The organism is Paenibacillus ottowii (genome assembly GCF_006874425.1).
Taxonomy (GTDB): domain Bacteria; phylum Bacillota; class Bacilli; order Paenibacillales; family Paenibacillaceae; genus Paenibacillus; species Paenibacillus ottowii.
The window spans coordinates 108,105-129,095 of sequence record NZ_VIJZ01000008.1; the positions used below are offsets into that span (position 1 = coordinate 108,105).

The 20,991-nt window shown below is 48.5% G+C and carries 15 protein-coding genes; 1 reads left to right on the forward strand and 14 read right to left on the reverse strand.

What is annotated here, in order from left to right; all coding sequences use genetic code 11:
- Positions 1 to 3: 3 nt before the first annotated feature.
- From addA to FKV70_RS18575, 3 genes are all read right to left on the reverse strand, one after another.
- Positions 4 to 4,023: a helicase-exonuclease AddAB subunit AddA gene (addA, locus tag FKV70_RS18565; RefSeq protein ID WP_142613780.1), complete on the reverse strand. Its 4,020-nt coding sequence runs from the start codon at positions 4,021 to 4,023 to the stop codon at positions 4 to 6.
- The gene (gene addB / locus FKV70_RS18570) at positions 4,020 to 7,586 is read right to left on the reverse strand and encodes a helicase-exonuclease AddAB subunit AddB (RefSeq protein ID WP_142613781.1); all 3,567 of its coding nucleotides are present in this window, start codon (positions 7,584 to 7,586) and stop codon (positions 4,020 to 4,022) included. Before addB ends, addA begins: the two co-directional genes overlap by 4 nt.
- 241 nt (positions 7,587 to 7,827) lie before the next feature.
- Positions 7,828 to 9,207, reverse strand: coding sequence for a class I SAM-dependent rRNA methyltransferase (locus FKV70_RS18575; RefSeq protein ID WP_142613782.1), 1,380 nt, complete (start codon positions 9,205 to 9,207; stop codon positions 7,828 to 7,830).
- Between the two features lie 136 nt (positions 9,208 to 9,343).
- Here FKV70_RS18575 and FKV70_RS18580 point away from each other — a divergent pair, with 136 nt between their 5' ends.
- The gene (locus FKV70_RS18580) at positions 9,344 to 10,366 is read left to right on the forward strand and encodes a Na/Pi cotransporter family protein (protein ID WP_142613783.1); all 1,023 of its coding nucleotides are present in this window, start codon (positions 9,344 to 9,346) and stop codon (positions 10,364 to 10,366) included.
- Here the strand turns inward: FKV70_RS18580 and FKV70_RS18585 are convergent.
- The 11 genes from FKV70_RS18585 to dcuS form a co-directional block, all read right to left on the reverse strand.
- Complete coding sequence (locus FKV70_RS18585; RefSeq protein ID WP_064796020.1) at positions 10,356 to 10,790, reverse strand: NUDIX hydrolase; 435 nt, start codon at positions 10,788 to 10,790, stop codon at positions 10,356 to 10,358. The genes FKV70_RS18580 and FKV70_RS18585 overlap by 11 nt on opposite strands.
- Before the next feature lie 100 nt (positions 10,791 to 10,890).
- Complete coding sequence (mtaB, locus tag FKV70_RS18590; RefSeq protein ID WP_063210079.1) at positions 10,891 to 12,234, reverse strand: tRNA (N(6)-L-threonylcarbamoyladenosine(37)-C(2))-methylthiotransferase MtaB; 1,344 nt, start codon at positions 12,232 to 12,234, stop codon at positions 10,891 to 10,893.
- A 1-nt stretch (position 12,235) separates the two neighbouring features.
- Complete coding sequence (locus tag FKV70_RS18595; protein WP_142613784.1) at positions 12,236 to 13,000, reverse strand: 16S rRNA (uracil(1498)-N(3))-methyltransferase; 765 nt, start codon at positions 12,998 to 13,000, stop codon at positions 12,236 to 12,238.
- A 157-nt stretch (positions 13,001 to 13,157) separates the two neighbouring features.
- A complete protein-coding gene (locus FKV70_RS18600) occupies positions 13,158 to 13,850 on the reverse strand; it encodes a site-2 protease family protein (protein ID WP_063210077.1) in 693 nt (230 codons plus the stop codon).
- Between the two features lie 2 nt (positions 13,851 to 13,852).
- Positions 13,853 to 14,818, reverse strand: a complete 966-nt coding sequence (gene prmA / locus FKV70_RS18605) for a 50S ribosomal protein L11 methyltransferase (RefSeq protein WP_142613785.1) — start codon at positions 14,816 to 14,818, stop codon at positions 13,853 to 13,855.
- A 191-nt stretch (positions 14,819 to 15,009) separates the two neighbouring features.
- A complete protein-coding gene (locus FKV70_RS18610; RefSeq protein WP_142613786.1) occupies positions 15,010 to 15,195 on the reverse strand; it encodes a YfhD family protein in 186 nt (61 codons plus the stop codon).
- Positions 15,196 to 15,219: 24 nt separating this feature from the next.
- Entirely contained in the window at positions 15,220 to 15,594 is a 375-nt protein-coding gene (locus FKV70_RS18615; RefSeq protein WP_063210074.1) for a hypothetical protein, read from the reverse strand.
- Positions 15,595 to 15,776: 182 nt separating this feature from the next.
- Positions 15,777 to 16,973, reverse strand: coding sequence for an NAD(P)-dependent malic enzyme (locus FKV70_RS18620; RefSeq protein ID WP_063210073.1), 1,197 nt, complete (start codon positions 16,971 to 16,973; stop codon positions 15,777 to 15,779).
- A 61-nt stretch (positions 16,974 to 17,034) separates the two neighbouring features.
- Positions 17,035 to 18,381 (reverse strand): 2-hydroxycarboxylate transporter family protein, encoded by a 1,347-nt coding sequence (locus FKV70_RS18625; RefSeq protein ID WP_142613787.1) that lies wholly within the window; start codon positions 18,379 to 18,381, stop codon positions 17,035 to 17,037.
- A gap of 120 nt (positions 18,382 to 18,501) precedes the next feature.
- Positions 18,502 to 19,209, reverse strand: coding sequence for a two-component system response regulator DcuR (dcuR, locus tag FKV70_RS18630; RefSeq protein ID WP_063210071.1), 708 nt, complete (start codon positions 19,207 to 19,209; stop codon positions 18,502 to 18,504).
- Complete coding sequence (gene dcuS, locus FKV70_RS18635) at positions 19,202 to 20,857, reverse strand: DcuS/MalK family sensor histidine kinase (RefSeq protein WP_142613788.1); 1,656 nt, start codon at positions 20,855 to 20,857, stop codon at positions 19,202 to 19,204. Before dcuS ends, dcuR begins: the two co-directional genes overlap by 8 nt.
- Between the last annotated feature and the right edge of the window lie 134 nt (positions 20,858 to 20,991).

The window sequence follows — 20,991 nt, forward strand, 5'->3', positions numbered from 1 at the left end:
TAACTATAGCTGCACACACTCTCCAGCTTCTATAAAATACAACCATTTCTCAGCAACCTTTTTGCCTGTAATCTCTTCAATCACATGGGCGTACAGCTCCAATTGAAAACGATATTGGTCTGTTAAGTGTGATAGCGTACGATATTCGGATATCCGGTCTGTTTTATAATCCAGCAGCACAAGCCCTTCAGAAGTTTCAAACAGACAGTCAATGATCCCGTTCATCAGAACTTTATCGTCCTGCCCGCCTTCCGTAACTGTCTTCTGTTCAGGCAGCACCGCGGGTAAGCTGTGGTTCCAGTAATCGGTGGCCCGCATGGTATAAGTAAACGGAAGCTCACGTTGAATACGGGATGAGCCTAGCATTCTGCACCCCAGCTCACTAGTGAAAAACCGTAATATTTTATTCGTATCCAGCGCCTTTGCATGAACATCCAGTAAAATGCGTTGATTCAGCAAACGAGCCTTTGTTTCCTCAATGACCTCAGCGCTCATTACTCCATCTAGGGGCAAATGCAGCATCAACGTATGATAGACCGTCCCTCGTTCCGTAGGAGTCAGCCGCTGATTGCCCATAAACTTAGGTCTGCGCAAGTGTAATTGACTGCTCCGAGTGTCAGAATCTTCACGATCCTCCGATAAGTCGACTTGTTGGGAGACAGAAGATAAATTCAGCCAATCGTCCGATCCGATCTCCTGCATTTCCAGCCATCTTTTCATCTCCGTGACCGATGTATTGGCTGCTGTCTTGCCGGCCCGTTCATACGGGTAGGTCCAAGAAAGAGCACCGGCAATATCCGTTTCACTCTCTTCGGTCAATTCAACTGGCTTCGCACTTCTCAGTGCTTCTGTTTTCTTTTGCCGCTCTTCAGCCAACACCTCTTCTTGATTCGAGTTCACACGAGAGCCAGAAAGTTTTTCTGAGGCCACAATTTTAAATAGCCAGTCCGCCCCTGGCATGTGCTCCAGCCTGTGAAAGTACCCATCCTGATCGCCTGCTGCTTCCCTCAGCGAAATCGCAGACGGATGCCGAATCAACGCAGGACCTACCCAGTCCAGATAGCTGCGGCCTGCCGCCAGCATATAGTCTGGTAATACTGTATCCGCATGCTCCTTGACACGTGCCCAGCCCGCTGCGCGGGAAGCGAGATCCTTCACAGTTCCGGTCATAATCAGCTTTTCACGTGGACGCGTAAGCGCTACGTATAGCACCCGCATTTCCTCGGCCAACAGCTCCAGCTGTGAGCGTCGACGGATCGCTAGATTAGGCAGCGTTGGGTAGCTGACACGGTTTTGCTCCTCCACATATTTAGGACCAAATCCCAATTCCTTGTGCATAAGAAACGGTGCATTCAGATCCTGCTGATTGAACATTTTTGCCGTCCCCGCAATAAACACAACAGGAAATTCAAGTCCTTTACTTTTATGAATGGTCATAATGCGGACAGCCTGATCGGGCTCAGCCCCCCCGCTGATCGATCCTAAATCACCGCCTCGCTCCCGTAGACGAGAAATAAAGGTCAGGAATCGAAACAAGCCTCGGTTGGACGTAGAAGTTTCATACTGTCTCGCTCGGTCATATAGAGCCCGCAGGTTGCTTTGACGCTGTGAGCCGCCAGGCAATCCGCCCACCCAGTCCAGATATCCTGTTTCCTCCAGCACATTCCAAATCAATACACTTAGACTGCCTTGTCTGGCTTCCTGCCGCCATGCGTCCAAATTACGCAAAAATGAACGTAATCGGGCAGACAACGTATTCCCGTCATCCCTATGGACAGGGTCAAGTGGAGATAACGAGTCCTCAGTGAAAAGATCCATCTCCATAACGTCAGCAGAGATCCCTTTTACACTCTGCTCGACTTGTTCATTCTCTGCTGCCGCCAGCAATGCATCATAAAATAATCCATCCGGCTTCTCTAGCCGAATTTGTGCCAGTTCATCTTCGGTCAAGCCGACAATTGGCGAACGAAGCACAGATGCAAGCGGGATATCCTGCTGCGGATTATCAATAATATGCAGCAGGGACAACATCACCTCAACTTCTGTTGCTTTAAAAAAGCCCGTCGTCTGCTCTCCCGAGGCAGGAATGCCCTCAAGCCGCAGCTCCTCGACAATTAGGGGAGCCCAAACGCTTGCTGAACGAAGCAAAATGACAATATCACCGTAGACTGCTGGACGCATCGCTTTTAATCCTCTGTCGTAAATCAACAGTGGTTGTCCAGTATCTCCAGTCAGCTCCTTGATCCGTTGCGCGATTGCACGGGCCTCTAACTGAGCCGTTTCAAGCTCAGCAAGCTCGGCCAGCTCACTTTCCTGCAAAGCCGATTCGTCCCCAGTTTCAGGCAACTCCGAAGTCTCGGAAAGACCACGCCCGCCTTTATCAACTAACAGCAGCTCAGGTGCGTATGCAGACACAGCGTCCTGCTCTGCCTTCTCGGGATAGGACGCGCCGTGTACGAGCCACGCTCGTTCATCGTACTCAATTTCTGCTACATCCACACTCATAATCTGGCGGAACACCAAATTGACTGCATCGACAACTTCCTCCCGACTGCGGAAATTACGCGCCAGATCAATCAAAAAGCCATCTTCCTGATCCTGCATGCCGTACCGTTGATACTTATTCAAAAACAGCCCTGGCTCGGCCAGTCGAAACCGATAAATACTCTGTTTCACGTCTCCCACCATAAAACGGTTACCCGGTTCCTCACGTGATACTAGCTTGACAATATCCTCCTGTACGGTATTCGTATCCTGATACTCATCCAGCAGCACCTCGTCGAACTGCGCCTTGTATTCAAGTGCAGCATCGGACGGCAGCAGCTTGTACGGCGTAGAGTCGGGATGTCTTAATATTTTCAGACAATAATGCTCCAAATCTCCGAAATCCACCAATCCTTTTGACTGCTTGTGCTGTTGAAATCGTTCCCCGAAAGCAATCACGGTTTCTACCAGTTCGTCCATCAGAGGAGCCGTTGCATGCAGTTCTTCCAAATAAGCTTCTGCTCTCCTACCGAACAGGGAAGCCTTCATATCCGTCATCATTTTTTTGGCGGCTTCGCGTAACGTCTTAACCCGTTCCTGCAATGCAGGCTCAGTTTGATCTTTTTTGACTGGCTTGAGCTTACCAAATGACGCTACTTGAAAATGATCATACAAGGACGCCCATGGCTGTGTTTCCAGTGCCTGCAGCAATTCATTCACCATCGCCGCATCTTCTTGCAGCGTCATGGCATATGGCGCAGGGCCGCCGGGCTGGATAGCTGTTTCATGCGCCTGTTCGAGCAAACTCGCTGCTCCGCGCAACGAAAGGGCAGCATCCGTCAAAATACTGCGCACCCAGGGAGTCTCGCCCAACGCAGCTACATCCTGTACACGAAATGCTGCTGCCATCTCCCGCAGCCAATGCTCCGGCCAAGGATGGCTTTGCGAAAAATCGTACAGCCGCTGAACAAGTACATACATTGCATCATCGGTGCGCTCTCCACTAAACCAGTCGACCAGCCTGCGAAATGTGCTGCCTTCATCATGGGCCTCATATTTTTCCTCAAACAGTTCTTCTAAAAGCTCTTGACGCAGTAATTCTGTTTCATGCTCGTTCATAATCCGAAAACTGGGATCAAGAGGAATGGCCTGATAATGCCTACGAATAACCTCCATACAAAAAGAGTGAAGCGTCGTAATCGAAGCCCGATTCAACAACGATAGCTGGCGGCGCACATGTTCACTTTCCGGTTCCTGTTCCAGCACACGTTCCAGTGCTTCGCGTATCCGTTGACGCATTTCAGCGGCTGCAGCCTTCGTAAAGGTCGCTACCAGCAACCGATCCACACTAAAGCCGAGCTGGGGGTCGATAATTTTGCGAATAATACGCTCTACCAGCACTGCTGTTTTACCAGAACCCGCCGCTGCCGCAACCAGCATGTTGTTACCAGACTCCGAAATGGCACGCCACTGATCATCGCTCCACATGCTTCCTTCTGGCTTGGGCAAGCCACCTTTAGCGTTTGACGTGCTTATCATTGCTTCATTCCTCCTTTCCCTTCCTGTGTATGGCTGAGCAGATCCCAGACCTGATCCTTACCCGGTTTAACCCATTGATTGTAACCACTGCCTTCCAGACTGTCGTCAAATTGACAAACAGGCTTAAAAGAGCAGAAAGTACATGCCGTCTCTTGCTGGATACGATAAGGTTCAATGGCCACATCGCCCTCTGTCATCCGTGTACCAATTGTCCGAATATTGTTACGCACCGAAGCTAGCAGGCTATCCCACTGTTCAGGCGAAGCAACGGAAGCACTGCTGTAAAAACTGCCGTCTGCTTTCACCGCGACAGGTAAAATAGAGGAATATCCCTTGTCCAATGCTGTATCCATTTGCCCAACTACATCCCGATCCGCGAGCAACAATCCCTTCATCTTAAAACGTTTCAAAAGCTCCTGACGAGCCTGTTCTGCGCTAAGGCCATTAGGTGATTGTAGCATCGGATTGTGGACGTGAAAATACAGTGTACCCGCCGGATAAGCAGTCTCGCCCAACCATTCCTCCGCCGCATTCAGCAGCACGTCCAGGTACGTGAGCATTTGCAAGGACAAGCCATAATACACCTCATGCAGCTTAAGATCCTTTTGGCTGGACTTGTAATCAATAACACGCAGAAGCAATCCTTTTTCTCCTTCTGCCACATCTACACGGTCAATCCGGCCAACAATTTCCATCACAACACCGTTATCTAACTGAAAGCTTAACGGAGGAAGCGGCTGACCCGGTCCGAAGTCCAACTCCAGTCCAATCGGCTCAAAGCTACCTCTCCGTGCATGTTCACCCAAAATTAACGAAGCACGGCTCACGATGTCTTTTAACTTGCGTAAAATATAGCCATACCGCTTGGAACTCATTAAAATCTCGCCTTGCAGGCGAGGAGCCAGACGCTCCACCGTACTTTCTGCCTCTCGGCGACATTCCTCGGTGGTAAGGCTTCCCCAGCTGACATTGCGTTCACGCAGATTGATCGCCATCTCACCAAGCGCTGCATGGAATAATTGTCCGATGTCCGGGGCCTTCAGACGATACATTTGACGTTCCTTCAAGCGAAGACCATGAGAGGCAAAGTGCGAGAATGGACATGCGACAAAGCGTTCCATACGAGATACGCTGGTGCGCAGCTTGCTGCCATATAGACGGCGACTCGTTTCCTTCTGCATTTCGGCATGGTTCTCGTAAAATAGTGAAGTCAACAGCTGACACAGCTTGTCCTTCTCATGTCCTTGCTGATTGGCATACCAGTTATATACCTCCCACCAGGAAGGTAAAATATCACCACCACGCCGCCAATGACGTAATTGCGCGATGAGCTGGGGCAAAGCCTCAGATGGATGGGAAGCATACTCCCATTGCGTCGTCCAAGCGTCTCCAGGCAAAGGATATCCGGCCAGTGGGCGTTCGTCCAGATCAGGAAACAGTTGCCGCACATGTCGTACTAACTCTGACGGCAGCAACGGCTTGCCTTCTTCATCAGTCACCGCACAGCTCATCCACAGGCTTTTACCGGCAGAGGTAAGGGCCGTATAAGCAAGAAACCGTTCGTCCAACAGACGTCTTGTCATATCTGGCGCCAGGTCTACACCTTGTTCGTTTAATGCCGTACGTTCCTGCTCATTCAGCACACCATCCTCATGAAACACAGCCGGCATTACACCTTCATTCATCCCTAGCACAAAGGCATGTTGAATACCGGATACACGCGTACGGTCCGTGTTCCCGACGAGAACCTGATCCAGAGCCGGCGGAACAAGTCCCATACGGAACTCAGCCAATCCCGTTTCCAGCACACCCGCAAACAAAGAAGTATCCAGTCTCTCATCACCCATCATTTCGACGATTTGATCCAGCAATTCAAGCACCGCATCCCATACCTGACGATGCTCCTTCGCCTGCTCGGGATTTCCTGCTTCCTCTGCCTGATGAATGAAGGTGTCCAGCTTGTGACCGATTTCTGCATCCTCCAGCAACAAATACACGGCCTCACACTTCTCAAGTGCCGTTCGCGCCTTCCCCATACGCTTCTCAAACGTATGTAGAGGCGTCACGATCACATCTCGGCACAATTCCATCAAATCCAGCGTTTCATCCCGTTGACGATTCCGTTCCTGCTCCTCCAGCTCCAATGACAAGCTGGGTACAGCCTGCCATGGTCGGCCATCTGTCCAACGGCTGCCTTGTATTCCACAGGCCAGCACATAGTTTTCCAGACGGTCCATCTGTTCACGGCTCACTCGACCGTCCAGCGGCAACAGAAGATCTGTTTTGACCGCACGAAATACATCCTCATATCGCCAGCGTCGCTGCACGATATCCAGTGAAGCCCGAATCAGTTCCACTAAGGGATGATGAAGTATGCTTCTCCGCTGATCCAAAAATACAGGAACCTCATATTGCTTGAATATCGACTCCACCCAAGGCTCATAATCTTCTATATGACGCACAAACAGGGCCATCTCCCGATAACGCGCGCCCTCTTCGCGGGCCAGGCGGCGCATTTCGCGTACGGCTCCTTCCAGCTCGGCGCGGCGATTTGCCGCAGCATACAGTTTTATGCCCTCTGGTTGCGTATCTGCCCATTGCTCTCGTAGCTGCTGAAGCCGTATCCGGTGTCCCGGATTCCGCAGCCCTGTACGATGTTCAAAGTTAGCCTCCAAATACGCCAACGCTGGACGCTCCTTAAACCGAGGCATCGGATCGGGACGTAGTAACTGCGTTTGCGTTTCAATCATCAGCTCCTCTGCCATTCCTTTCAGCTTGACGTAAGTAGCTGCAGAAGGATGAAACAAATCCAGCTCATGCGGAAGCTGTCCGCTTTCGTAGCTGCGGTTACAGGTCAACGCCACTGTCAGCGAAGAGGCGTGCAGCATAAGCTGCTCCACCACCTTGTATTCATGGGGTGTAAACCGCCGATAGCCATCCATCCAAATGTCTGCTCCGCGTACAAGCGAAGACTGTGCAATCTGTTCTGTCAGCATACGAAGTGTATCTTCACCATCGATATATTTAAGCGTCAGCTCCCGTTCAAAATCCTCATAGATTAGACTGATATCCTTAAGCTTGCCTCTTAATATCGGAGCGGACTCTCCCGCAGCATGCATTCTCTCCAGTTGCTCCGGTACAGACCGAGCATCATTTCCGTACTGCTTTAGCTCCGTAAACAACGTATTCAACCGATCTACAAAACCGAGCTGGTCTCCTGAATCCTTAAACAAACTCAATTCATCCTTGCGACGGCGAATAATCTTATATAAAAGCATCTTCTTGCCTTCTTCTGTTACAGGCACTAGTGCTGAACCGCCTGTTTCCTGCATGACTAAATAGGCAAGACGATGGAATCCCATCACCTGGGCGCGCACCGACCCCTGAATCCCGTTTCCAGCTTCGGTGAGCAATGCATGCTCAGAAGCAAATGACGATTGCTCTGGTACAAGTAACAGCATGGGCTTACCAAATGGATCTTCGCGTAACATAGACGTCATTTCATGACGGATTAACGTACTTTTACCACTACCAGAGCGGCCAATCAATAAGCGGACCGACATGATGCGGCCTCCTTTCTAACCCAAAAACATTCTATTAAATAGTATAGCATATCAGGCAAGGGAAAAAAGAACGTACGTTTGCCATGTTGTAGCAATTGATCACTTCTCAAAAACAAATAGTCCCGCAGGTTGGCTTGATGCAAGCCTTCTCTACAGGACTGATTTTTTACTAAAAATAAGTTTGTTTCACCTATTTATCTTTATCGTCTATAAGTCGCTTAACTATGACAAGATGGGATACCTACAGCCGTGTCCGACTGCGTACCTCAAAGATGGCAAATTTCAAATAATGACCTTCCTCCACACCCAATATTTGAGGATGATCCTTACCTGCCGCTCTCCAATCTACCAGTCGGAGGATTTTGCCAGCATCTGCTGCCGCTTCCTTAATCGTGTCCAAAAACAGCTCCGGCCGCATATGGAACGAACAGCTCGCGGTCACCAAATATCCGCCCTCGTTGACGAGCTTCATTCCGTGAAGGTTGATATCTTTATATCCACGTATAGCTCCTTTAACAGCATTCTTCGTTTTGGCAAAAGCTGGCGGATCGAGAATAACCACGTCAAAGGTGCGTCCGCCACCCGCAGTTAGCGGCTTGGATGTATCTCCTTTGCCCCCTGCTCGCGCAGTGCGTTCCTCTACACCTTTCACCTGATTGCGCAAATATTGAAAAGCATCGTCGACGACAAACTCGACGCGGTCTTCAAAACCGTTCAGTTTGACATTATCTCGAGCACTTTCAATCGCATGTTCCGAAATATCCAGACAAGTTACTTTTTTCGCACCATGTTTACACGCATTGAGCGTAAAGCTACCTGTATGGGAAAAGCATTCCAATACGATTGCTCCGTCCCAGAATGGGAACTCAACCACCTTACCACTTTTATTCATAGGCTTCAGGACCGTTGTGCCGTCATCTCCTGGGTTTGCAGCTACTTCCTGTAACGTTATTCCACTACGCGCTCCCCAGCCTCTCATCAACGGCGCAATGGCCGCACGATTTTCACGCTGGTCAAAGAAATAGCCTGTCTTCTGCCCCTCTACGATATCGACCTTGATTTGCAAGCCGTTTTCCGTCACCACTACATGTCGCGGACAATCACCGTACAAAGGCCCCTTCGTCTGTTCCAATCCTTCCAGCTCGCGGATGGGTACATCACTACGCTCATAGATACCAACTGGTCCCATGACTTCAACAAGTGCATCTCTGATTTCTTCCCTGCGCCGATCCATGCCAAGCGTTAACAGCTGAACGACCAACACATCACCAAAACGGTCTACAATCAGCCCAGGCAAAAAATCAGCCTCACCATACACCAAACGATAAGCATTTCCCCCGGTTACAAAGCGTTCGCGATGCTCCAAACAATTGCGGAAACGTTGGGCGAAAAAGCTTTTGTCCATCACTTCCAGCGGCTCATAGGACATCACACGCACTGTGATTTGTGAGGCAGGATTATAGTAACCTGTCGCCAAATAACGCCCTTGATGGTTCAGGATGCTGACCAAATCACCTGCTTCCGGCTCTCCCTCAACCTTGGCTATTTCATTTTTAAACACCCAAGGGTGTGCTTGCTCCAGCCTTTTTTTGCGGCTGCGTTCTAATATTACTGAAGGCAAAATCCTTCACTCCTATTCTTGAATTACAAAATTATCGTTTCGTAAAAAAGAGCACCGCCATGCTTGTCATGGCTGTCCTCGGTAAATCATAGGCTGTTACATAAGTATTCTCACCTAGAAAAGGGGGACTATGCCCGTGTTCATACATGTTATACTCCCACTATGCGGTGGGCTGCTTATTTTTTTAGGCGGAATGAAGCTGATGGAAGCTGCCCTCCAGCATTTGGCCGGCCCCTTCCTTACCCGCTGGCTGGATCGGGCTACCGTTTCCCCTTGGCGGGGGATGCTGTTCAGCTCAGGCATTACCGCTCTACTGCAAAGCAGCACCGCCGTAACGGTGCTGACGATCGGACTGGTCAACGCTGGACTGTTGACCTACGGCCGCACGCTCGGCATCATTCTTGGCACCAATATCGGCACCTGTCTGACAACCGAGCTGATGGGGCTCCAGCTTGGCAAGCTGGCTGTTCCGTTGCTATGCGGGTCACTGCTCTGCTGGGTCACTGCCGTCCTGTGGGAGGAAACGGTTGCCAGTCGTCAGTATGCAGCTGCCGGAGCTTCATCCGGCTCCAATAGGCTGAGCCGCCCGCAGGCTGTCCAATTTATCAGCCTCGTCTTTGCTGGATTTTCGCTGATTCTGGCAGGTATCCGCGTGATGCAAACCGTCGGCCCATGGATTGAGCAGGCCGGACTATTCCGCTGGTTTCTGGATCACGCGGCAGCCAACATGTGGTGGGCCTTCGCTGCTGGAGCCTGCCTGACCGCACTGGTCCACAGCAGTGCAGCCGTCATCGGTATGGCAATCAGCCTTGCTGCTGCTAGTGCCTTGCCAGTCGATGTAGGGATCGCCATCGTTATCGGCTCTAATGTAGGCACCTGCGTAACTGCCTTGATTGCCGCTGTTGGCGGCAGCGTATCAGGCAAATTTGTAGCCTGGTCCCACGTGCTGCTGAACGTAGGCGGAGCCTTGCTCTTTATGCCGTTGATTCCCGGGCTGGATATGGCTGCCACCTGGATATCTACCGAGCCCGGGGCCAAGGTAGCGCATGCCCAAACCCTGTTTAACGTCATCAGTTCTCTGCTTGCCTTGCCTCTCTGTTATTTACCGGTGTGGACACGTATAGAGGAGCGTTTGTCACCCCATAAGATTAAACGTTAATTCCTAGCATAGACAGCGCCTTGCTTAGAATGACATCATTGTTGTCATATCCGCCCTGACGCTGAAGACGCCATGCTTCTTCGGGCGTATGCCAGGCAACGCCTTTGATTTCTTCGATCTGTGCCTGTAAATCTCCATCCAGTGCCTCTACGAGATAATAATGAACTTCCTTGTCCACTTCACCATATTCCGGGTGCTGGTACGTATAAGCAATCATATCCACATGCTGAATAATCCGGCCGTTCAGCCCTGTCTCCTCACGAATTTCACGTAAAGCTGTTTGTTCGATCGTTTCACCCGGCTCCATTTTGCCTTTAGCCAAGGATGTCTTGCCATAGCGGTCGGTAATGAGCTGAATTTCAAGCTCTTCCCCCTGTTTGCGAAACACTACGCCACCTGCGGAAATTTCCTTTTTTGCTGCCATCCTGTAATCTCCTTTCCTTGCGCAACAAGGATTCCGTCCTCTCTGTAAGGAAAGGCGAAATCCTTGTTGGCCATCACTATTGCCTGGTCAGGCTCTTTTTTTACAAAGCTGTTTGCAGCCCATTTTCCAATACGCGGACCAATTGACCTTCACTTTCATTAATGCCTGCCTTCGTCAGCTTTACGCGGCACACCTTGCCAACCAGATCCTTATTACCTTCAAACACCAGTTGAATGTAATTGTCGCTATAACCGTAAAGTATGCCGCTATCTTCGGTCCCTTTAGGGGCTACTTCCGGAATAACCTCCAGCACCTGACCAACAAACTTCTCAGCATATGCCAGCTGCATTTGCTCTGATAGTTCAATCAACTCACGCACACGCGCATTTTTCACGTCCTCGTCCACCTGATCCTCCATACGTGCCGCAGGTGTTCCAGTACGCTTGGAATACGGGAATACGTGCATCTCCGAAAACCCGATTTTTTTCATCAACTCATAGCCATTACGGTACATTTCGTCCGTTTCCCCAGGGAAGCCGACAATTATGTCTGTTGTAATCGCTACATCTGGCATTGCCTTCCGAATCATAAGCATTTTGTTATAAAACTCTTCCGTCGTATATTTGCGGCGCATCCGTTTCAACACCGTATCGTCCCCTGCCTGAAGCGGTATGTGGAAATGGCGAACCAGCTTATTAGAGCGATTCAGCACATCCAGCATTTTTTCATCAATCTGGCTGGCTTCAATCGAGCTGATCCGAATACGTTCCAGCCCCTCTACTTTCTCCAGATCCCACAGCAGATCGGACAGATCATAATTATCCATATCGTCACCATAACCACCGGTATGGATACCCGTGAGTACGATTTCCTTGTAGCCTGCATGCACCAACTGACGCGCCTGTGTGATAATGCTCGCGGCATCACGGCTGCGCGATAAGCCCCGCGACCACGGGATAATACAGAAGGTGCAGAAGTTATTGCAACCATCCTGAATTTTTAGAAACGCACGTGTATGATGAGCAAAATCAGGCACATCCATTTCCTCAAACACACGGGTCTTCATTATATTACGCACCGCGTTTACAGGTTGACGCGACTCTTGGATCTCCTTCACAAACGGAATGATCTTATCCCGATCCTGCGTACCAATAACAAGATCCACACCTGGAATATCCATAATTTCAGCTGGAGAAGTTTGAGCGTAACAGCCCGTCACCGCCACAATGGCATCCGGATTTCGGCGAATCGCGCGACGAATGATCTGACGGCTCTTTTTGTCACCAGTATTCGTAACCGTACATGTATTAATTAAGTAGACATCAGCAGTCTGCTCGTCAAAATCCACCTGCTCATACCCTTCTTTTTTAAACAGCTGCCAGATCGCTTCTGTATCATAAAAGTTTACTTTACAGCCTAATGTGTAAAATGCCACTGATGGCATATTAAACCCCTCCCATTTCTCCTGTCTCATATAAAATGCATGCTAATGCAACCATACCTGCGGTTTCAGCACGCAGAATACGTCTTCCCAGTCCTGTAGACTGTGCCCCAGCCTGCTCGGCCTCCAGGCTTTCCGCTTCGGTAAAGCCGCCTTCCGGGCCTACCACCACCAGCACACGTGGTTTGTCTGCGGACGCCCATTGTTCTGCGAAAGGTCGGATTACATCCCGTAGCTGCCGACCCTGCTCTTTTTCATAACAATAACATATCAAATCATACCCAGCAAAAGAAGGCAGAAGTTCTTTCCACGTCAGGGGTGCGCTAATTTCCGGAATCCGGTTGCGATGGCTTTGCTCAGCCGCTTCCTTCACAATCTTGCGCCAACGCTCCAGTCGCTTGCCTTCCTTTTTGGCATCATATTGCACAACTGTACGCTCGGATAAGAACGGAACAAAACCGGTGGCTCCGATTTCTGTACATTTTTGCATCACCGTCTCCATCTTGTCCCCTTTAGGAAGACTCTGCGCAATGGTGATTTGAACATATGGTTCAGAGGTCATCTCCAGTGGCTCGATGATCGTCGCTTTCACATGATCCTGCTCAATTGTATCCAATGCAGCCAGCGCTTCCCTGGATCCCCCGTCACTGACTATAATTTTGTCACCACTACGGCCGCGCATGACTTTGGCAATATGCCGTGCATCCTCACCCGTAACAATAACGTGATCTTCTAGAAATTGCTCTGCCGGAATAAAATAACGCTGCATTCTCTCACACCTATTCTAAAAATAACTAATATTACTAACGTTCCGTACAAATTCCGAATAAATCACCAAGCACCATCATATCATCTTTTGCGCCTGTATGACCAGTCTGTTCCCTCTTCCATTCACGTTATACCCATTCTCATAAAAAAAGGAGCCCTTAGGCTCCGAACAATCCGGTAATGTAAAAAGAAAACTGCAAAAATTGTATATAAATCATCTGAGCCAGCGTGTAAAGAGGTTCAATCGTTATAGCTCGTACCGGTGGAATTACTAGTATAAGCAGGAAAATAAAGATTGACCATTGCTCAAACTGCTGAAGCTTGCGGCGCACACGAGTAGGAGCCACATCCTCCACAATCCGATAGCCGTCAAGTGGAGGCAGTGGGATCAAATTAAAGATAAACAAAAACAGGTTCAAATTGATCAACGCATTGATAAACAAATAGATTGCCTGCGCCACCCGCTGGTTCTCCATTCCTGGCAATACTTGAAAATGAAGGAGCATAGCATAGATCAGGGTCGTCACAAATGCAAGCAGCAAGTTGCTCAGCGGGCCAGCAGCCGATACAATAATGCCCATCAGGCGCGGACGGCTAAAATTGTCACGATTCACCGGAACTGGCTTGGCCCAGCCAAAGCCACCGATCAGCAGTAACAGTGTACCCAGCAGATCAATATGAACTGCCGGATTTAAAGTCACCCGTCCAAGCAGCTTGGCCGTAGGATCGCCAAATTTATTGGCATAATACGCATGCGCAAATTCATGCACCGTAAACGATATAATCACAGCCAGCAAATAAAATGGAAGGACATTTAAATTTACACGAAAAATACTTTGTAAAAAATCCATGCTTACCTCTTTCTCGCCACAAACGCCAGCCAATCTTCATCTCGGTTGATTTCGGCAATTTCAAAACCAGCTGCCTTCAACGCGGTTTCGACTGCCTCTTCTTTGTTTTTCCAAATCCCAGAAGCAATATAAATACCACCTGGCTCCAGGGCATTATATACATCATCAATGAACAGCAAAATGATCTCAGCCAAAATATTAGCTACCACCAGCTTGACTGGCAGTTGAATTCCCAGCGTTGGATCGCTTGCATTGAGCACAGAGAGCAAATCGCTTTCTTTGATGGTGATGCGTTCCTCCAGCCCGTTCAAACGCGTATTTTCACATGCACTGGATACCGCCACCGGATCAAGATCCAAGGCAAGTACATGCTTTGCTCCCAGCTTTATCGCTCCAATGGCCAAGATACCGGAGCCCGTACCGACATCAATGACTTCTTCTCCACCCTGAATTACGGATTCCAGTGTTCTCAGGCAAAGGGATGTTGTCGGATGTGTTCCAGTGCCAAAGGCCATACCCGGGTCGAGCTCAATGATTTTTTCATCCTCACTCGCAGGTTCATACTCTTCCCAAGTCGGTTTGATGGTCAAATGATCCGATACACGTAATGGCTTGAAATACTGTTTCCAGGCATTAGCCCAGTCATCTTCATTGACCGTTTTCAGCTCATAACGAACCTCTCCAGGGTCAATATCAAATGTTCTCAATTGTTCCACTCGCGGCTCAATTTGTGCGCGCACACCGTCCATGTTCACTTCTTCGGCAAAATAGCCTTTGATGACCGCTTGTCCTTCAGGAATATCATTCAAAGGGCGATCATACCATTGTCCATAAGACGTATCCCGCGGCTTGTTCAGCGAACCGGATTCTTCAATGGAAACCCCTCCTGCACCTGCTTCGTGCAGAAAATTCGAAATCATTTCGACAGCTTCCTCGCTTGTATGTATTGTAATTTCATTCCACAACATGGTTTACATTTCCTCCTCATTTCACATGCATACATTACATTGTACTATATACTCGCATAGGAGTTCAAAAAAGCTGGTAATCTTCCTGCTCCGATTTCTCCAGCTCGTTCTGGAATTGCTTGAGAAAAAACAAATAAGACGGGCCATCCCACAAATTATCTTTATAACTGGGATTCCCGCCTTATTGTATTCTACTCGCTGTCGTTTATAATACGCTGCTGACGGCGGTCAGCAACTTCACTACGCCGAATCGCTTCCAGATCCTCTGAATCTGCCAGCTCTGCCGAGAACTCAACATCCTCGTTTTTGGCAGATTGCATGCGTTTGATTTTCTCGGTTTTGGTCAGCACTTTATCAAACCTTTTGTTTCTAGGCATCGGTCACTGCTCCTTCCAAACTTTTCACAGCATTCCACCCGCTTGTTCTACGATGGACATGGCCTGGTGATGAATGGACTCATCCACCACAGCAGTCAGTAAAATATCGCGGCCCGTAGGTCCACCCTGTCCTCCGTCACTCATGCCACTGGCAACAGGATCAGCCGCAGCCAGTATCGCCGGACTGCGATCTGTAAATTCTACTCCCTGCGTTAGTGAAGACAAGCTGTTAATCTGTCCCGAAAATACAGGCAGTCCGGCGTTGCCCGTAGACTGCCGCGGATACCGGCTAAAACGATCTATCGACATATCCGTTACCCGGAGAGCTTCCAGTTTTCTCGCGGCTCCCTGTGCTTCCTCAGGACTTTTGAAATACGCCAAAATATTTTTTTCGCCCATTCCAAAATCCCCCTGTGTAGTAATTGAGCGCAACGCTTGTTTGAGAACATGGATCGTTACGCTTTGTTATAGCCTGCTCATTGGCAAGAATTTATATTCTCCACGAAAGGCTAAACGGATACAGGCGTTATCGAGAACAACAGGGCAAGACTGTGAAATAAAGTTTGTGAAGAATATAACTTTTACAGATGTAAATTAGCAGCTGGAGCTTCACCTGACTTGGCTACTCCCGTCTCCCAGGCTGCGCGAATAACAGCATCCCGTACCTTTTGAACCACCCTAGGATTAAAAACATCCGGTATGATATAAGTTTCACTTAGCTCCTCAGGGCAAATGGCATCAGCGATGGCAAGCCCGGCAGCCAGTTTCATCTCCTCATTAATCGTCTTGGCATGGCAATCCAGAGCACCACGGAAAATTCCCGGGAAGCACAGCACGTTATTAATCTGGTTAGGAAAATCGGAGCGGCCGGTAGCAAGCACACGCACATAAGGTAAGGCTACGGTCGGATCAATTTCTGGCTTCGGATTCGCCATAGCGAACACTATAGGATCAGTTGCCATGCTCTGTATGTCTTCCACAGTCAGTATATCTGGACCCGACACACCGATGAACACATCAGCTCCCACAATCACCTCGGATAAGCTTCCACTTAAATTATGCGGGTTAGTCATGTTCGCAAATTCTGTCCAATGCGGGTTGCTGTATTCTACACCACGGTGAATGGCTCCTTGCCGATCAACGCCAATCAGGTTGCGCACCCCTGCCTTGAGCAGCATGCGTGAGCAGGCCATACCCGCCGCACCGATACCGGCAAATACTACTTTGATATCTTCCATTTTTTTGCCGCATACCTTTAGTGCATTGACCAGACCCGCTAATACAACGACTGCTGTCCCATGCTGATCATCATGAAATACTGGAATGTCGAGTTCCTGCTTCAACCGTCGCTCGATCTCAAAACAGCGTGGCGAAGATATATCCTCCAAATTAATGCCGCCAAATGCTGGAGCGATCATTTTGACAATTTGAACAATCTCATCTGGGTCCTTTGTGTTGAGACAGATGGGGAATGCGTCGACACCTGCAAACTGTTTGAACAGCACCGCTTTACCTTCCATCACAGGCATAGCAGCCTCTGGTCCGATATCCCCTAATCCAAGGACCGCCGTCCCATCTGAAACGACTGCTACTGTATTTTTTTTGATTGTTAATTGGAACGCTTTTTCTGGGTCATTGGCAATTTCCATGCAAATTTGGGCCACACCTGGTGTGTAAACTTTGGACAACCCCTCCATTGTTTCAATTCGTTTCTTGGGTAAGGTCTCCATTTTGCCACCTTCGTGTAATTCTCTGATTTCATCTGTTAAACTGCTCATGTTCCTCTCCGTCCTCTCATAAGTTTATTTAATTAGACTGTTATATCTAGGTTGAAACTCATTAGCTCCAAAATTGGAGTAACAAGGTGGCTAAAATGACCGTGCCTGCTCCTCCAATCCGTGTTGCAATTTGGGCAAAAGGCATCAGCTCCATCCGATTGGATGCAGACAGAATGGCTACATCACCTGTGCCCCCTAATCCGCCGCGACAACTGGTCACCAAAGCAGCTTCTACAGGATACATGTTAATCCATTTTCCGGTGAAATATCCAGTAACAATCAATGCAACCACTACAGATGCGCAAGTGATCGCATACGGAACCGTCAAAATTCCTACTACACTATCTAACGGCACATACAAAATACCTAGCCCTACCATCAGGGGCCACGTCAGACTAGCCGTGATACATTTGTATAAATGAAAAGCTCCCTGCTCCAATGAGTTCGGCATGATCTGAATACACTTAATTAATGCCGCCGCCAGAATCATGAGAATCGGGCCAGGAATATGGAGATATGGCTCTAGCAGCTTACCCACAATAAAGAAAGTACAGGCCAACAGCAGACCTCCTCCCATTAACGGAAAAGAAACAGATTGTCCCAAGTTTACTGGAGCCAACTTACCTTCTTCTTTCTCCAGTTTCAACAACTTCCCGTTACCCGAAGTGTTTGGTTTTTTCTCCGCTAATCTTTTCAAGACACCTGCACCTATGATTGCAACTATGTTACCGATAATTGCAGCCGGGATAAACTGGGAGACGAATACCGCAGAATCCTTCCCCAGTACCATTCCATACGAAATGGACAACGGTAAAATGCCCTCTCCAATGCCACCGGAAATAATCGGAATGATGATGAAAAAAAATGTGTGATAAGCACTATAGCCAAAAGCCATACCCACCACCATACCAACGGCAACCGCAGCAATAGATCCTATAATAATGGGGGCAAAAATTTTGACAATTCCATTCAGCAGCATTTTGCGATCCATACCAAGAATGCTTCCTGTTACGAGACATGCGATGTAAAAATAAAGAAAATTTGAGGTTTTCATAAGCGTATGCACAGCCCCCAAGGCAGATGGACTGAACATATTCCAAAATACCATTAACGATGGAACCATAAGGGATAGAATGGCTGGCCCGCCTATATGTTTGAGTAATGGAAGTTTCGCCCCCAGATCACTGAGCAGTATACCTAAAATCATGATGACGGCAAATCCGCCCAACAGATCGTTCGGAAGTCTTTCTGTAATTGCTGCCGCATAAACAATCAACGCGATCACAATATACAGCGGAAGAGGAATAACTCCCACCTTTACCCTGCCCAGCATCCTAAACCCATCTAAAGTATTTTTACTCCATCTTTGCTCTTTTTGAATGACAGGCTGGTTTGTAGCATTTTCCATAAATCTCCCTCCATAAAGTGAAGAATGATGATCATGTTCCCATTCTACACCACGGAAAACGCTTTATTTGGTTTTAAAACTAAGAACTAACTTTTGTAACTAAAGTAATCAGAAGGAGGTTTAAATATAACTATTCATGATTCCTTCTGCCTGCGGCAACACCTGGTACTGGTAAACAGGACGTCCAATAGTACCATAGATGGTTTCCATAGAGAGTACTTCAATCTCTGTCATAAAAGCCAGATACTTGCGCATAGATACCCTGGAGATCCCTGCACTCTCCGCAATATCCTCGGTGGAAAATAGAGCTTTATGATGCTGCTGGATACAATTCCATATCATACCCAGCGTGGATTTCGTTATCCCCTTGGGCAACCGTGTCAAGTCTTTAGTGATGCTTTTGTGATAAATCAGTCGGTCCAGCTCTTCCTGTGACAGTAGACTGCGCTCACGCACAATACTAATGTGCTCTCGGTACCCGGTCAGGGCCTCTAGAAAACGGTTAAAGTGGAAAGGCTTGATCAAATAATCCACCGCGCCGAAGTTCATCGCTTTTTTGATACTGCTCATGTCACTTGCAGCTGAGATGACAATAACATCCACATTTACTCCAGCCTCCCGTATGAATGACAGTAAATCGAGGCCATTGCTTTCTTGCATATACACGTCCAGCAATATCAGATCAATCGCTTGTTCAGCTATATATTTCTTAGCCTCTTCCACCGAAGAAGCCCAGCCACCACATTGAAAGCCCTCTACCTGCTCCATATATTTGCGATTGAATTCCGCAACCATCGGATCATCTTCTACAATTAGGACATTAATCATGTTTATCATTCCCCGCTATACTGTATGGAATTGTAATCTGAAAACAGCACCCTTGCTCGACAGGGATCAATTTAACACTTCCTTGCAGCCTCTTTACGCTTTGCGTCACCAGATAAAGCCCCATCCCTCGTGACTCTCCCTTGGTCGAAAAGCCTTTTTCAAAAATAGTCTCCCTAAGGTCCTCCGATATACCCGGACCATTGTCGCACATGATACAGGTCAGACAGCCATTCTGCCGGTTTTCCTCATAATAAAGTGAAAGGGTAATCTGCTTATGCTCCAGAGATTCCATCGCCTCCACCGCATTATCAAACAGATTGCCAAGAATAGTAATCAGTTCATGTGTCGTTTGGGTTTGACTGGATTCAGGCAAGTGACTCCCCGAAGTCAGTTCAAAACTTACCCCTGCCTCTCTGGCCCGGCTTAATTTTCCTAGCACAAACCCTGCCATAACTGGGTCCCTAATCTGCCGAGTGATGGTACCGATCTCTACTTGATGATGCTCGACGGCATCCATAATATAGTGCTCCAGTTTATCGTACATTCGCAAGTGTACCATGCCCATTATGACATGCAGCTTGTTCATAAATTCGTGAGCCTGCGCACGTAGTGCTTCTGTGTACAGAGAAACTCCAGTCAAACGTTCCGCAAGCTGGTTCATCTCCGTCTTATCCCGAAAGGTTAGAATGGCTCCGACAATGGCTCCCTTGACCCGGATCGGAACACTGGTCGTCAGCAAGGTGATCCCACCCAGCTCCATTTCCTCATCCATCCGTGGAGTGCTTGCTTCCAACACCTCCTGCAATCGGAAAGCAGATAAATACACCGTAATTTCCTGTCCAGAGAATGAAAAATCTTCAATCCCCGCTTGCCTGAGTAGACGGATCGCTTCTGCATTCATCAGCATGATACGACCGCCTTCATCCACCGCGATGACTCCTTCCTTAATGGACTGCAACATCGCGCTGCGTTCCTCCAGCAAACGTGCGATTTCCGGCGGCTCCAGACCGACCAGCATGTTTTTGATTTTACGAGCCAGCACAACAGCTCCTTCTGTGCCAATCAACATCCCGATACCAATGGCGATAGCAATAAGACGCGTGTTGCCTTCCTGGGCTCTCTGCACATCTTGCATGGATATACCGACGACAATCGCCCCTACCTGCTTTCCCGTTACACTGTATATGGGAGAAAAAGCCCGCATGGACATGCCCAGTGTCCCCTTTGCAACGGACACGCTCTCCTGACCATGAAGGGCAGTATACTCGTCTCCTCCAACAAAGGCTTTGCCGATCTTCCTAGCATCCGGGTGTGTTCTACGAATTCCCTTCATATCCATGACCACGACAAATTGGACATGATTCGCCGATGAAACCTTCTTCACATATTCCTGCATGGCAGGAGAATAATAGGTCTGTTGCAATTGCTCAATAATAAGCGGTGTATGAGCGAGGGTACGCGCAATGGACATTGCCTTTTCCTCAAGCCCCTTCTCCGTTTCATGCTCAACTCTCTCTGCAAATAACAGGGTTACGGGCAAAAGCACAAGCGCCATAACCAAACAAACTAGCAGCGTTATTAGACCTCTAAGCTTTAATAGCGGCTTGCCACGACGCAGTCTTGTCCGTATTTTTTTGATGAAACTCACCCCTTTTCTACTTGCTAGAAGCTCATAGTTCAACTGCTTATACAAAAATGGTTATGTATGTGTTTACGTAAATACAAAAAAGGGGAACTATCCCGCACTGCGGAATAGTCCCCTCGGATTCATGGTTGAAGATC